This window comes from Stenotrophomonas maltophilia group sp. msm1 (assembly GCF_032025805.1).
In the GTDB taxonomy this organism is placed as follows: domain Bacteria; phylum Pseudomonadota; class Gammaproteobacteria; order Xanthomonadales; family Xanthomonadaceae; genus Stenotrophomonas; species Stenotrophomonas hibiscicola.
Map to the genome: position 1 here is coordinate 83,711 of NZ_JAVSKH010000003.1, position 13,512 is coordinate 97,222.

Below are 13,512 nucleotides of genomic sequence, written 5' to 3' on the forward strand. Positions count from 1 at the left end.
GGGGCAATGCGTACCAGTGTATCCACCGATGGTCGGGATACCTGTGGTTACGCCTATTTGCCGACAGTGTTACATAGAGACATACCCCGAGGATTGAGCCGCCTGTCGCCCGGTCTTCACAATGCCCGCCAACGCCGCCCACGCGGCCCCGAGAGTGAAGCCACGACGTGACGTTCCGCCTGCTGCCCGCGACCCGCCGGGGTCGCCTGATACTGGTCGCCCTGCTTGCCCTTGCCGTCGTTGCAGCCGCCTGGTGGCTGCTGCGCAAGCCGGCCGTCCCGGCGGTGGCGACCGCGCCCGTCAGCCGTGGTGACATCGAGCAGACAGTGGAGGCCACCGGTGTGATCGACGCCTACAAGCTGGTCAGCGTCGGCGCCCAGGCCTCGGGCCAGATCAAGTCGCTGAAGGTACAGCTGGGCGACACCGTGAAGGAAGGCGACCTGATCGCCGAGATCGATGCCACCACCCAGCAGAACCAGGTGCTCAACGCGCAGGCCTCGCTGGACCAGGTCACCGCGCAGCGCGCCGTGCAGCAGGCCACCCTGCGCCAGGCCGAACTGGAATTCGCGCGGCAGCAGCAGATGCTGGCTGCCGAAGCCACCTCGCGCCAGGAATATGATGCCGCCGAGGCGCAGTTGAAGACCGCCCGTGCCCAGCTGCAGTCCTACGAGGCGCAGATCAAGGGCCGCGAAACAGAACTGGGCACCGCCCGCGCCAACCTGGCCTACACCCGCATCACCGCGCCGATGGACGGCACCGTGGTGGCGGTGGTGGCGGAGGAAGGCCGCACCGTGAACGCCAACCAGACCGCACCGACCATCGTGATGCTGGCGCGGCTGGACGTGGTCACCGTCAATGCCGAGATCTCCGAGGCCGACGTGGTCAAGATCAAGCCCGGCATGCCGGTGTACTTCACCACGCTGGGTGACCCGGACCGCAAGTACCACGCCACGCTGCGCCAGATCAATCCGGCGCCGGCCTCGATCGCCAACGAAAGCTCCTCCAGCTCCAGCAGTTCGTCCAGTTCCAGTTCCAGCAGCGCGGTCTACTACAACGCGCTGTTCGACGTGGAGAATCCGTACGGCACGTTGCGCATCGACATGACCGCGCAGGTCTCGGTACTGCTCAAGCAGGCCAAGGGCGTGCTGATGGTGCCGGCGGTGGCGCTGGGGCCGAAGCGCCGTGGCGACGAGCGCATGGTGCGGGTGCTGGACGACAAGGGCCAGCCGCAGCCGCGCAAGGTCACGGTGGGCATCAACAATGGCGCCTCCGCCGAGATCCTGTCCGGGTTGAAGGAAGGCGAGCGCGTGGTGGTCGGCGAAGCCAGCGCCGCCGGTGCCGGTGCCGGTGGCGGGAACCGAGGCGGCATGCAGATGCGGGTCGGCGGCCCGGGCATGGGGCCGCGCCGATGAGCACGACGGCGCCGCTGCTGCGCCTGCGCGACCTGCGACGCGAGTTCCCGGCCGGTGATGATGTGATCGCCGTGCTGCGCGACGTCAATCTCGACATCGATGCTGGCGAGATGGTGGCCATCGTCGGCCAGTCCGGCTCGGGCAAGTCGACACTGATGAACATCCTCGGCTGCCTCGACCGCCCCACCCGCGGCAGCTACCAGGTGGCCGGCCGCGAGACCGGAAAGATGGCGCCGGACGAACTGGCCGAACTGCGCCGCGAATATTTCGGTTTCATCTTCCAGCGCTACCACCTGCTCGGCGACCTCGACGCGCGCGGCAATGTGGAAGTGCCGGCGGTGTACGCCGGCAGCCCGGGCGCAGTGCGCAATGCGCGTGCCGAGCAGCTGCTGCAACGCCTGGGCCTGGGCGACCGCATGCATCACAAGCCCGGCCAGCTGTCAGGTGGCCAGCAGCAGCGCGTGTCGATCGCACGCGCGCTGATGAACGGCGGCGAGGTGATCCTGGCCGACGAACCCACAGGCGCGCTCGATACGAAATCCGGTGAGGAAGTGATGGCGATCCTCGGCGAACTGCATGCCGAAGGCCACACCATCATCATCGTCACCCACGACATGAGCGTGGCCCAGCACGCACAGCGCATCATCGAGATCCGCGATGGCGAGATCATCGCCGACCGCGCCAACCCGAATGCGCCGGCCTACCGTGCGCAGCGCGAAGCCAGTACCGGGGCCGCCCACGGCAACAGCTGGCGGGCGGCCCGAGACCGCTTCTCCGAAGCGTTCCGCATGGCGCTGCTGGCGATGAACGCCCATCGGCTGCGGACCTTCCTGACCATGCTCGGCATCATCATCGGCATCGCCTCGGTAGTGTCGGTGGTGGCGCTGGGCAACGGCTCGCAGCAGCAGATCCTGCAGAACATCAGCGCGCTCGGCACCAACACCATCGACGTCTATCCCGGCCGTGGTTTCGGCGACATGCGCTCGGCCCGGGTGCAGACGCTCAAGGCCAGCGATGCCGATGCACTGGCAAAGCAGAGCTACGTGGACAGCGCCACCCCCAGCGTATCGACCTCGGTCACCGCGCGTTATCGCAACCAGTCGTCGACCGCCCAGGTCAGCGGCGTCGGCGAGCAGTTCTTCCGGGTCAAGGGTGTGACTCTGCTCAGCGGCAGCTTCTTCGATACCGATGCAGTCAAGGGCCTGGGCCAGGTGGCGGTGATCGACGAGAACACCCAGACCCAGTTCTTTCCCGATGTCGACCCGGTCGGACAGGTGATCCTGCTCGGCAACGTGCCGGCACGCGTGGTCGGCGTGGCCAAGCGCCAGAGTTTCGGCTTCGGTGGCAGTACCAGCCTCAGCGTGTGGGTGCCGTACACCACGGTGATGTCGCGCATGCTCGGCCAGAGCCACGTCTCCAGCATCACCGTACGCGTGGACGACGACACACCGATGGATGCGGCGCAGGAAGCAATCACCCGCCTGCTGACCCTGCGCCATGGCACCGAGGACTTCTTCCTCAGCAACAGCGCGGAGATCCGCCAGACCATCGAGCAGACCACGCGCACGATGACCCTGCTGATCGGTGCCATCGCCGCCATCGCACTGCTGGTCGGTGGCATCGGCGTGATGAACATCATGCTGGTGTCGGTGACCGAGCGCACCCGTGAGATCGGGGTGCGCATGGCGGTGGGTGCACGGCAGAGTGATATCCGCCAGCAGTTCCTGATCGAGGCGGTGCTGGTGTGCCTGCTCGGCGGCGTGCTCGGCATCGGCCTGGCGCTGCTGCTGGGCTCGATGATCGGCCGCTTCGCCAGCGATTTCCAGGTGCTGTTCTCCACCGCCTCGATCGTTGCCGCGTTCGCCTGCTCGACCTTGATCGGCGTGGCGTTCGGCTTCCTGCCCGCACGCAACGCCGCACAACTCGATCCGGTGGAGGCCTTGGCCCGCGAATGAAGAAGATGATCCGACTGCCCTTCCCCGCTCCCCGGCACCTGCTGCCGGCCGGTGCGGTTGTACTCGCCCTGTCCGGCTGCGCCTCCGTCGGCCGCTATCCGGTGCATGACCCGGCCGTGGCGGCGCAGTATGGGCGTGGCGATGCCACCCTCAATGCACCGGCCGACGGCCCGCGCAGCAGCCTGGATACACCCGGCCGCGACATCCGGCAGGACACCTGGTGGACCGGCTTCGGCGATGAACGCCTCGACCGTCTGGTGGCGCAGGCGCTGGCCGCCAACAGCGATCTGGCCGCCGCCGGCCTGGCCGTGCAGCGTTCACGCCTGCAGGCCGGCCTGGCCAGCAATGCGCTGTGGCCGCAGCCTTCGTCATCGGGCGTCAGCGGCAGTGCCAGCCGCGCCACCGACCAGGCCGATGACTGGCGCCGCAGCTATTCCACCGGCGTCTCGCTGGGCTGGGAAGTGGACCTGTGGGGGCGCCTGCGCACCCAGCGCGACATCGCCCGCTGGGAAGCCGAAGCCAGCGAGGAAGACCGGCAGAACACCGCGCTGCTGGTGATCGGCGACACCATCACCCAGTACTGGAACCTGGCCTATCTCAACCAGTCCATCGCCACCGGCCAGGCCAACCTGGAGCGGTTGGAACGTACCCGCGAACTGGTGCAGGCCCGCTTCGACACCGGCGCGGTATCGCGCCTGGAAGTGCGCCAGGCGCTGCAGAACCTGCAGTCGCAGCGCTCGGCGCAGAGCGCGCTGGAACAGCAGCGGGTGGAAGTGCGCAATGCACTGACCGTACTGCTGGATGGCACGCCCTGGCCGCAGCAGGACGAACCGCAGGACCTGCTGGGCGCACGCAGCCCGGACATCGTCGAGGGGTTGCCGGCCGACCTGCTGGGCCGCCGTCCCGACCTGCGCGCGGCCGAGCTGCGCCTGCGCAACAGCCTGAAGACGATCAAGGTCACGGCAACCCAGTATTACCCGGCGTTGAGCCTGACCGGCAGCCTCGGTTCCAGCGCCACCTCGCTAGGCAATGTGCTGCGCAATCCGGTGGCCACGCTGGGCGCGGGCCTGTCACTGCCGTTCCTCAACCTGCAGCGCGCGCAGCTGGATACCGACATCGCCGGCACCGCCTACCAGATCGCCGCGGCCAACTTCCGCAAGACGCTGTACACCGCGCTCTCGGAAGTGGACAACGCGCTGTCGGCACGCGAGCAGCTGGCGCGGCAGGTGGCGGCCTCGCAGGCGTCGTATGACGAAGCGGTGGAAGTGGAACGCGCGCAGGAAGTGCGTTACCGCGTGGGCGCGACCGACCTGCGCACCTGGCTGGAAGCGCAGCAGACCCGGCGCGATGCCGAGCTGTCACTGGCGCGCGCGCGGCAGGGGCAGCTGAACAACGATGTGACCCTGTTCAAGGCGCTGGGCGGCAGCGCGGGGTAGCGGCTACTGTGGAGCCGAGCCCATGCTCGGCTGCTTCCTTGATCGGGTATGCGATCGCCGAGCGTGGACTCGGCTCTAGAGATCAGCCGCGCTGGCGCACGGCCTCGAACAGGCTGACGCCGGCGGCGACGGAGACATTCAGGCTCTCGATCTCACCCGGCATCGGGATCTTGACCAGGCCATCGCAGTTCTCGCGGGTCAGGCGGCGCAGGCCATCGGCCTCGCCCCCCAGCACCAGGGCGATGTTGCCCTTCAGGTCCAGCTGGTACAGCGAAGCGGTGGCTTCGCCGGCCAGGCCATAGATCCACACGCCCTGCCTCTGCAGGTCCTTCAGGCAGCGCGACAGGTTGGTCACCGCCACCACCGGGATCAGATCGGCGGCACCGGCCGAAGTCTTGCGTACGGTCGCGTTCACCGTGGCCGACTTGTCCTTGGGGATGATCACTGCGGTTGCACCGGCCGCAGCGGCCGAGCGCAGGCAGGCGCCAAGGTTGTGCGGGTCCTGCACTTCGTCCAGCACCAGCAGCAGGGCCTTGCCCTCGGCTGCGGTGACCAGGCCTTCCAGCTCGTTCTCGCTGTAAGTGCGGGCGGCGGCATAGCGCGCGGCCACGCCCTGGTGGCGTACCGAACCGCCGACACCGTCCAGCGCCTGGCTGTTCACCTTGCGCACGTCGATGCCCTTGCGGCGGGCGTTTTCCTCGATCTCGGTCAGGCGCGGGTTCTTCGCACCGGCCTCGACCAGCACTTCGCGGACGTTCTCGGCGTCGTTCTCGATGGAGGAGGCGACGGCGTTGACGCCGACAATCCACTGGCTGTTCTTGCTCATGCGGGCGGGGACCGGAAAGGGGGGGGCTATGGTAGAGCATCGGCGGCGGCCGCGCTTCGCGCTCGCCGGGCATGGCCGGGCGCTACCGGCCGTTCATCCCCCGGCTGAACGGCTGCGCGGCGGCCAGTGCGGGGTGTCGTGGTCGGGGTGCTGGTGGGACACGATCGTGGCCAGGAAATCCAGCGCGGCGATGTCTTCCTCGGTACGTCGCGCCGGCAGGCTGGCCAGGCTGTCGACGAAGGGCAGCTTGCGCTCGACTCCGTACTGGATCGTCGGCGGCAGGCGTTCGGGTTCGTCAAACGCACCGGCAGCCACCGCCACGCCATCGGGCGCTTCGTAGGTCAACGGCGTGCCGCAGTCGGCGCAGAACCCGCGCCGCACCACGTTGGAGGACTGGAAATAGCGCGGCTGGCCGCGGGTCCAGCTGAACTGCACGCCCCGCACCGACACCAAGGGCGCGTAGTACGCACCAAAGGCCTTCTGGCACATGCGGCAGTGGCAGATCGAGCTGTGGGTCAGCTCGCCACGGGCCTGGAAGCGGATCGCGCCGCACTGGCAGCCGCCGCTGTATTCGGGTTGGCCTTGCATGCGATGTCTCCTGGTGGTGCCGGCCGCGGGCCGGCAACCCGTCGGTGCCGAGGGTGCCATGGATGCCCGCCAGCGGCCGGCACTACCACGGTCATCAATATTTCTCTTTCTTCCGCTTGGCCGGCTTGCCACGCTCCGGCAGCGGCGGCAGGCCATCGCCCTCGTCCTCACCCTTGTGCTCGACCAGGCGGAAGTCGATCTTGCGCTCTTCCATGCTGGCCTTCAGCACCAGGATGCGCACGCGGTCGCCCAACCGGTAGCTGCCGCCGCGGCGCTCGCCGGTCAACGTCTTGCGGGTCGCGTCGAACTTGTAATAGTCCTGCGGCAGCTGGGTCACGTGGACCAGACCCTGCACCTTCGACTCATCCAGCTCCACGAACAGGCCGAAGCTGGTCACGCCGCTGATCACGCCGTCGAACTGGCCGCCCACGTGCTTTTCCATCCACGCCGCGCGGTAACGCTCGTCGACCTCGCGCTCGGCCTCGTCGGCACGGCGCTCACGCTCGGAACACTGCAGCGCCAGCGCAGCCATTTCGCGCGCGTTGTAGGTGAACTTGTCCAGCGGCTTGCCGGACAACGCGTGCTTGATCGCGCGGTGTACCAGCAGGTCGGGGTAGCGACGGATCGGCGAGGTGAAGTGCGCGTACGCCTCCAGTGCCAGGCCGAAATGACCGTGGTTTTCCGGGCTGTAGATGGCCAGGCTCTGGCTGCGCAGCAGCACCGATTCCAGCAGCGTGGCATCGGGGCGGTCGCGGATCTTCTTCAGCAGCTTGGTGTAATCGCCCGGGCGCACCTTCGACCACGGCGGCAGGCTCAGCTTGAACTCCTTGAGGAACTCCAGCAGGTCGGCGTACTTGGTTTCCGGCGGCTTCTCGTGGATGCGGTACGGGGCCGGCACATGGCGCGACAGCAGGTACTTCGCCGCCTCGACGTTGGCCGCGATCATGCACTCCTCGATCAGCTTGTGCGCGTCGTTGCGCACCAGCATGCCGGCCTGGGTCACTTCACCGCGGTTGTCCAGCACGAAGCGCACTTCACTGCTTTCGAATTCGATGGCACCGCGCTTGGCGCGTGCCTTGGACAGCACCTTGTACAGCTGGTGCAGGCGCTGCACCTGCGGCAGCAGGTCGCCCATCCAGGCCTTGGTATCGGCATCGTCCTCGCCCACCGCCTTCCACACCTGGGTGTAGGTCAGGCGCGCATGCGAGTTCATCACCGCTTCGTAGAAGCGCGAATGCGTGACCAGGCCGTCGCGGTCGATCTGCATGTCGCAGACGAAGCACATGCGGTCGACCTTCGGCATCAGCGAACAGATGCCGTTGGACAGCGTCTCCGGCAGCATCGGCACCACGAAGCCCGGGAAGTACACCGAGGTGGCGCGCTTCTGCGCTTCTTCGTCCAGTGGCGTGCCGGGCCGGACGTAGTTGGAGACATCGGCAATCGCCACCACCAGCCGGAAGCCATCGACGTTCGGCTCGCAGTACACCGCGTCGTCGAAGTCCTTGGCATCTTCACCGTCGATGGTGACCAGCGGCATGCTGCGCAGATCGACGCGGTCGCCGATCATCGCCGGTTCGACCACCAGCGGCACCGACGCCGCTTCGTCCAGCACTTCCTGCGGGAATTCGAACGGCAGTTCATGGCCGTGGATGGCGGTCTCCACCACCAGCAAGGCGGTCAGCTTGTCGCCGAGCACGGCAATGATGCGGCCGATCGGCGGACGGCGGCTATCCGGCGCCTGGGTCAGTTCGCAGACCACCAGCTGGCCGTCGCGCGCGCCACCGATCTGGTCCGGCGGCACCTGTACGTTGCGCTGCACGCGCTTGTCATCGGGCACCACGTAGTTGATGCCCATCTCGACACTGAAACGGCCGATCAGGCGGGTCATGCCGCGCTCAAGCACGCGGGCGATGCTGCCCTCGCGGCGGCCACGGTGGTCGATGCCGGTCACACGGGCCAGCACCTTGTCACCATGCATGACCTTGCGCATTTCATACGGTGGCAGGAACAGGTCGTCGCCACCCTCGACCGGGCGCAGGAAGCCAAATCCTTCCGGGTTGGCGATCACCACGCCGGTGACCAGGTTCAGGGTCTGGATCGGGGCGAAACCGCCACGGCGGTTCTGCACCAGCTGGCCATCACGGACCATGGCACCGAGCCGGCGCGACAGCGCCTCGGCCCGGTCCGGTGCGGTCAGCCCCAGGCGCGCGCCCAGCTCCTCGGCCGTCTGCGGCCCTTCGCAACGCTCCAGCAGGGCCAGGATGGCTTCGCGGCTGGCGATGGGCTGTTCGTACTTCTCGGCTTCGCGGGCGGCATAGGGATCGTCGATCACCTTGCCGGTCGGCGGCAACTTGCGGCCCGGCGCCGGGCCCGGTGCGTCGCTGCTGCGGACCTTGCGGCCACGCGGCGGTGCGCCGCCTTCATTCAATTCGGGGAACCAGCCCGGCAACGGCTTGCCCGGCTTGGTGGCGCGGGCCGTGCCCGCCTTGGCGCCCTTCTTCGGGGCTTGGCTGCGGGAGGTGCTCCCGCCCTTGCTTGGTTTTTTGGTAGTCATCGCCCTACATGGTAGCCGTTGACGGCGTGCAGAACGGGTCAGTGGCCGTCTTGAAGGCCTTGCGTGAAAAATATTCAGGAAGTCGTTGACAGCCTGCGGATTCATCTTCACAATTGCGCCTCTGGAACGCCCAGGTGGCGGAATTGGTAGACGCACTAGTTTCAGGTACTAGCGGGTAAAACCGTGGAGGTTCGAGTCCTCTCCTGGGCACCAACGAAAAAACTCCTCGCTTCGGCGGGGATTTTTTTTGCCTGCAATCCAGCAGCGGGGTCGAATTCCTTTCCGAAGGAAAGGGCTCCGACCCAAGCGATTGAGATGGGGTCAGAGCCCGCTCCGCACGCGAAACGGGGTCCGACACCGGATCCAGAAAAAGTGTTGACACCCCCATAACAACACCCCATAATCTCGCTCCTCGACGCCCAGGTGGCGGAATTGGTAGACGCACTAGTTTCAGGTACTAGCGGGTAAAACCGTGGAGGTTCGAGTCCTCTCCTGGGCACCACGTCGAGAATGAGAAAAACCCGCGAGAGCGGGTTTTTTCATGCCCGGAATCCGGCATCAGAGCAGCGGCCGCAGCACCAGCTCCAGCCCGAGCAACAGCAGGAAACCCAGGAAGCAGCCCCGGAACACCCGCGCACTGATGCGCTGCCGGATCACCTGCCCCAGCCACATGCCCAGCAATGCCGGCAGCACCGCCAGCGCACTCAGCCCCAGCTGCTGGATGCCGAATGCGCCGTGCAGCACCAGGCCGGCGGTCAGCGAAATCGTTGACACCGTGAACGCCAGCCCCAGCGCCTGCACCAGCTCCTCGCGCTGCAACCCCAGCGACTGCAGGTATGGAACCACCGGCATCACGAACACGCCGGTGGCGCCGGTCACCACGCCCGACAACGCCCCCACCAGCGGCCCCAGCCAACGCTCGCGCCGCTGCTGCACGCGGAACACCGGCGCAAGCAACGCATAGGCGGCATAGACCACCAATGCCACGCCCAGCGCAACGCGCGACCAAGTGCGATCGACCCGCACCAGCAGCGCCGCCGAGCCCAGCGTCACCACCACCACGGCCAGCATCATCGGCCACAGGCGCCGCACGATGCGGTCCAGTGACGGCCCGGACAACAGCTGCCACGCATTGGTGACGAAGGTGGGAATGAACAGCATCGACGCCGCCGACACCGGCGACAGCGTGCTGCCCAGCAGCCCCATCGCCACCGTCGGCAACCCCATCCCAGTCACACCCTTGACCACACCGGCCAGCACGAACACCACCACCAGCAGCACGTAGAAGTACATCGATTCATTCATGCCTTCATTGGATCGGCCGGCCGCTCGGCGCACAATGCGGTGTTTCCGGCCTTGCCTTCGGCTGATCCGAAGACGCAGCCGTTGCGATGAGGGCATCACATGCGGATGGATATCGCCGACTTGCGCCTGTTCCTGGCGATTGCCGAGGCGGGCAGCATCACGGCCGGCGCAGCGCAGGCAAACCTGGCACTGGCGTCGGCCAGCGAACGCCTGCGCACGATCGAAGCCGATGCCGGCACCGCGTTGTTGAACCGGCACCCCCGCGGCGTCAGCCTGACCGAAGCCGGCGCCGCCCTCGCCCACCATGCACGATTGATCCTGCAGCAGCAGGCGCAGCTGCGCGGTGAACTGCAGGCGTTCGCGCACGGCGCGCGCGGCACACTGCATCTGTATGCCAACACCGCAGCACTGACCAACTACCTGCCTTCGCGGCTGGCACCGTGGCTGGCCGAACGCCCGCGCCTGCACGTGGAACTGCTGGAGCGCACCAGCCCCGAAGTCGTGCGTGCGATCAACGCTGGCCAGGCCGAGGCCGGCATCATCAGTGATGCGGTCGACGCTGCCGGCCTGCAGCAGCACGTGGTCGCCGAAGATCCACTGGTGATGCTGCTGCCCGCAGACCATCGCCTCGCATCGCGGCGCAGCCTGGCCTTCGCCGATGTTGCCGGCGAGACCTTCGTCGCGCTGGCCGACGGCAATGCACTGCAGGCCTACATCGAAGACCAAGCGCGCGACATCGGGCGGCGCCTGGACGTGCGCATCCGCATGAAGACCTTCGAAGGGGTGTGCATCATGGTCGGCCACGACATTGGTATCGGCATCGTGCCGCGGACCATCGCCCGCCAGCACCGGCGCAGCACGCATACCGTCGCCGTACCGCTCGCCGATGCGTGGGCACAGCGTCGCCTGTGCGCCTGTTTTGCCGAGTGGGCGCAGTTGTCATCGGCAATGCGCAGCCTGCTGCTTCACCTGGGCGTGCAGCCGCAGAAAAAGCTGTGAAATGTTGTTGACACATCCTCTGCCGTCCCGCACAATTCATCTCCTGAGTCGCCCAGGTGGCGGAATTGGTAGACGCACTAGTTTCAGGTACTAGCGGGTAAAACCGTGGAGGTTCGAGTCCTCTCCTGGGCACCACGACTCAAGATGATCAAACCCGCGAAAGCGGGTTTTTTCGTTTCCGGGGCCTGGCGAGCGTGGCATCGCAACCGCGACTCGGACTGTCGTATCTCGCACCACCCGGGCGTCGCCTGCGGGTGTATACCTCCCCCCGGCGCGCCGTCACCAGACCTTGAACGCCCCCCTTTTGGGGCGCATTTCACGTTCCCCGTTCAATTCGTACTTTTCCTAGTCGAGATCCACCCGATTCCTTTTCGGTGGGAGGCAGATTTACCGGAGCCGGTTGCAGGTCTATCGACACGACCGGACCAGCGCCCCCCCTTTCCCCAAAGGATGCCCCAATGCAGCGCAGCATCATCTGCCCTCACTGCCACACCGGCTCGAACCACGGCGTACGCGTATGCGTGGGATGCCAGGCCGAGGTCCACTACGGCGCATCGAAGGAGGCCGTAATGTTCGTCTTTGTCGCCGCCATCATCTGCGGCGCGCTGGTCGGCAGCCGATTGCAGGCCACTGCCGGCTGGATCACGTGCGGCGCCGTACTTGTGGCGGGAATGTGGGCCATTTCCCGATTGTTCCGTGATCGGGTGGTGTTCAAGCGCGTCTATCGCACGCGCTGAACCTGCGCCGCTGCACTCCCCCAACGGCAGGGCCCGTGCGACCCACGTTGCACAAACAAAAACCCCGCCTTGCGGCGGGGTCAAAATACAGCACGTGTTTCCAGGGAGTTTTCAGTGCCCACCACCGGCGGCCGCACCCGCACCTGCGCCGAATGGCGGCTTGGCCAGCCACAGGAACGTAATGATCGCCAGGAAGATCCAGCCCAGCAGGAAGAAGATGTCGTTGAAGCCCATCTGCGATGCCTGGTGGTTGATCATGTTGTTCAGTACCGCTGCGCCGTGCTGCAGGTCGCCCTGCCCCATCGCCGTGACCTGGTCCTGCATGCCCGGCTGATAGGCCGAGATATGCTCGGTCAGGTCGGCATGGTGCACCTGGGTGCGCCGCGCCCACAGCCACGTCGTCAGCGACGCCGCGAAGCTGCCGCCCAGCGTACGCAGGAACGTGGCCAGGCCGGAGCCCGCCGCGATCTCGCGCCCATCCAGGTCCGACAGCAGGATCTGCAGCACCGGCATGAAGAACAGCGCGACGCCGATGCCCATGATCAGCTGTACGCCGGCCACGTGCATGTAGTCCACCTGCAGGTTGAAGTTCGAGCGCAGGAAGCTGGTCATCGACAGCACGATGAAGGCGATCGTGGCCAGCATGCGCATGTCGAAGCGCGATGCATACTTGCCCACGAACGGGGTCATGATCACCGGCAGGATGCCGATTGGCGCCGTTGCCAGGCCCGCCCAGATCGCGGTGTAGCCCATGTCACGCTGCAGCCACTGCGGGATCAGCAGCGCCACGCTGAAGAACGCCGCGTAGGCCACCACCATCGCCAGCGTGCCGGCGCGGAAGTTGCGGTGCCGGAACAGCTTCAGGTCGACAATCGGATCCTTGTCGGTCAGCTCCCAGATCAGGAACCCCGTCAGCGTCACCACGGCCACGCAGGCCAGCACCACGATCTTCATCGACGCGAACCAGTCCTCGTCGTTGCCCAGGTCGAGCACCAGCTGCAGCGCACCGACGCCGATCACGAGGGTAATCAGGCCGACGTAGTCCATCTTCGGCTTCTCGATCTGCTCCGGCCGCCCCTTCAGCTGGTTGCCCACCACCAAGGCAGCGAAGATGCCCAGCGGCACGTTGATCAGGAAGATCCACTCCCAGCTGTAGTTGTCGGTGATCCAGCCACCGAGGATCGGCCCGCAGATCGGCGCGACCACCGTGATCATCGCCAGCAGTGCCAATGCCTGCCCACGTTTCTCGCGCGGGTAGATCGAAACCAGCAGCGACTGCGTGATCGGGTACATCGGGCCGGCCACGAAGCCCTGCAGCGCGCGCGACACCACCAGCATGCCCATGCTCTGCGCCAGGCCGCACAGCAGCGAGGTGATGACGAAGGCCAGCGTGGCCCAGACGAACAGCTTGCGTTCGCCGAAGCGGCGGCTGAGCCAGCCGGTCAGCGGCAGCGCGATGGCCGTGCTGACCGCGAACGAGGTGATGACCCAGGTCGCCTGCTGCGAACTGGCACCGAGGTTACCGGCGATGGTCGGCAGCGAGACGTTGGCGATAGTGGTGTCGAGCACCTGCATGAACGAGGCCATCGCCAGGCCCACCGTGCACAGGGCGACGCTGGGCGGCAGGAACCCGGAGGCCGCAGCCGGCGCCGCCGGTGCGCCCGGAGCGCCGGGCGCGGCTGGAGCTTGTGCGGACATGG

At 66.7% G+C, this 13,512-nt stretch carries 10 protein-coding genes and 3 tRNA genes; 8 read left to right on the forward strand and 5 right to left on the reverse strand.

The genetic code is table 11. The features are described 5' to 3' along the window. Window positions 1-167: 167 nt before the first annotated feature. From ROV95_RS15560 to ROV95_RS15570, 3 genes are read left to right on the forward strand one after another with little or no spacing between them, the layout of a single operon-like run. The gene (locus ROV95_RS15560) at window positions 168-1,412 is read left to right on the forward strand and encodes an efflux RND transporter periplasmic adaptor subunit (RefSeq protein WP_312545215.1); all 1,245 of its coding nucleotides are present in this window, start codon (window positions 168-170) and stop codon (window positions 1,410-1,412) included. After that, the gene (locus tag ROV95_RS15565) at window positions 1,409-3,367 is read left to right on the forward strand and encodes a MacB family efflux pump subunit (protein WP_312545216.1); all 1,959 of its coding nucleotides are present in this window, start codon (window positions 1,409-1,411) and stop codon (window positions 3,365-3,367) included. The genes ROV95_RS15560 and ROV95_RS15565 overlap by 4 nt, the downstream gene beginning before the upstream one ends. Next, window positions 3,364-4,803, forward strand: a complete 1,440-nt coding sequence (locus ROV95_RS15570) for an efflux transporter outer membrane subunit (protein WP_312545218.1) — start codon at window positions 3,364-3,366, stop codon at window positions 4,801-4,803. Before ROV95_RS15565 ends, ROV95_RS15570 begins: the two co-directional genes overlap by 4 nt. Window positions 4,804-4,885: 82 nt before the next feature. Here the strand turns inward: ROV95_RS15570 and rlmB are convergent, their stop codons facing one another. The 3 genes from rlmB to rnr form a co-directional block, all read right to left on the reverse strand. Beyond that, window positions 4,886-5,629 carry a 23S rRNA (guanosine(2251)-2'-O)-methyltransferase RlmB gene (rlmB, locus tag ROV95_RS15575; protein WP_019659091.1) on the reverse strand — a complete coding sequence of 248 codons (744 nt, stop codon included), beginning with the start codon at window positions 5,627-5,629 and terminating at the stop codon, window positions 4,886-4,888. A 93-nt stretch (window positions 5,630-5,722) separates the two neighbouring features. After that, window positions 5,723-6,217 (reverse strand): GFA family protein, encoded by a 495-nt coding sequence (locus ROV95_RS15580; protein WP_019659092.1) that lies wholly within the window; start codon window positions 6,215-6,217, stop codon window positions 5,723-5,725. A gap of 94 nt (window positions 6,218-6,311) precedes the next feature. Then, a complete protein-coding gene (gene rnr, locus ROV95_RS15585; RefSeq protein ID WP_312545220.1) occupies window positions 6,312-8,771 on the reverse strand; it encodes a ribonuclease R in 2,460 nt (819 codons plus the stop codon). A 128-nt stretch (window positions 8,772-8,899) separates the two neighbouring features. Here rnr and ROV95_RS15590 point away from each other — a divergent pair. Together ROV95_RS15590 and ROV95_RS15595 are read left to right on the forward strand one after the other, a co-directional pair. After that, window positions 8,900-8,984, forward strand: a tRNA-Leu gene (locus tag ROV95_RS15590). 204 nt (window positions 8,985-9,188) lie between these two features. Beyond that, window positions 9,189-9,273, forward strand: a tRNA-Leu gene (locus tag ROV95_RS15595). 56 nt (window positions 9,274-9,329) lie between these two features. Here ROV95_RS15595 and ROV95_RS15600 read toward each other — a convergent pair. Further along, window positions 9,330-10,076, reverse strand: a complete 747-nt coding sequence (locus ROV95_RS15600; protein WP_312545221.1) for a sulfite exporter TauE/SafE family protein — start codon at window positions 10,074-10,076, stop codon at window positions 9,330-9,332. A gap of 99 nt (window positions 10,077-10,175) precedes the next feature. Here ROV95_RS15600 and ROV95_RS15605 point away from each other — a divergent pair, with 99 nt between their 5' ends. From ROV95_RS15605 to ROV95_RS15615, 3 genes are all read left to right on the forward strand, one after another. Then, window positions 10,176-11,075 (forward strand): LysR family transcriptional regulator, encoded by a 900-nt coding sequence (locus ROV95_RS15605; protein ID WP_021204128.1) that lies wholly within the window; start codon window positions 10,176-10,178, stop codon window positions 11,073-11,075. Window positions 11,076-11,125: 50 nt separating this feature from the next. Beyond that, a tRNA-Leu gene (locus ROV95_RS15610) sits at window positions 11,126-11,210 on the forward strand. 323 nt (window positions 11,211-11,533) lie between these two features. After that, entirely contained in the window at window positions 11,534-11,812 is a 279-nt protein-coding gene (locus ROV95_RS15615; protein ID WP_019659096.1) for a hypothetical protein, read from the forward strand. A gap of 111 nt (window positions 11,813-11,923) precedes the next feature. Here ROV95_RS15615 and emrB read toward each other — a convergent pair whose 3' ends face one another. Then, window positions 11,924-13,510, reverse strand: coding sequence for a multidrug efflux MFS transporter permease subunit EmrB (gene emrB, locus ROV95_RS15620; protein WP_312545223.1), 1,587 nt, complete (start codon window positions 13,508-13,510; stop codon window positions 11,924-11,926). Window positions 13,511-13,512 lie beyond the last annotated feature (2 nt).

Coding starts and splice junctions, on each gene's coding strand:
- ROV95_RS15565 (WP_312545216.1), top strand. CDS start 1,409: ATGAGCACGACGGCGCCGCTGCTGCGCCTGCGCGACCTGCGACGCGAG.
- ROV95_RS15570 (WP_312545218.1), top strand. CDS start 3,364: ATGAAGAAGATGATCCGACTGCCCTTCCCCGCTCCCCGGCACCTGCTG.
- rlmB (WP_019659091.1), bottom strand. CDS start 5,629: ATGAGCAAGAACAGCCAGTGGATTGTCGGCGTCAACGCCGTCGCCTCC.
- ROV95_RS15580 (WP_019659092.1), bottom strand. CDS start 6,217: ATGCAAGGCCAACCCGAATACAGCGGCGGCTGCCAGTGCGGCGCGATC.
- rnr (WP_312545220.1), bottom strand. CDS start 8,771: ATGACTACCAAAAAACCAAGCAAGGGCGGGAGCACCTCCCGCAGCCAA.
- ROV95_RS15600 (WP_312545221.1), bottom strand. CDS start 10,076: ATGAATGAATCGATGTACTTCTACGTGCTGCTGGTGGTGGTGTTCGTG.
- ROV95_RS15605 (WP_021204128.1), top strand. CDS start 10,176: ATGCGGATGGATATCGCCGACTTGCGCCTGTTCCTGGCGATTGCCGAG.
- ROV95_RS15615 (WP_019659096.1), top strand. CDS start 11,534: ATGCAGCGCAGCATCATCTGCCCTCACTGCCACACCGGCTCGAACCAC.
- emrB (WP_312545223.1), bottom strand. CDS start 13,510: ATGTCCGCACAAGCTCCAGCCGCGCCCGGCGCTCCGGGCGCACCGGCG.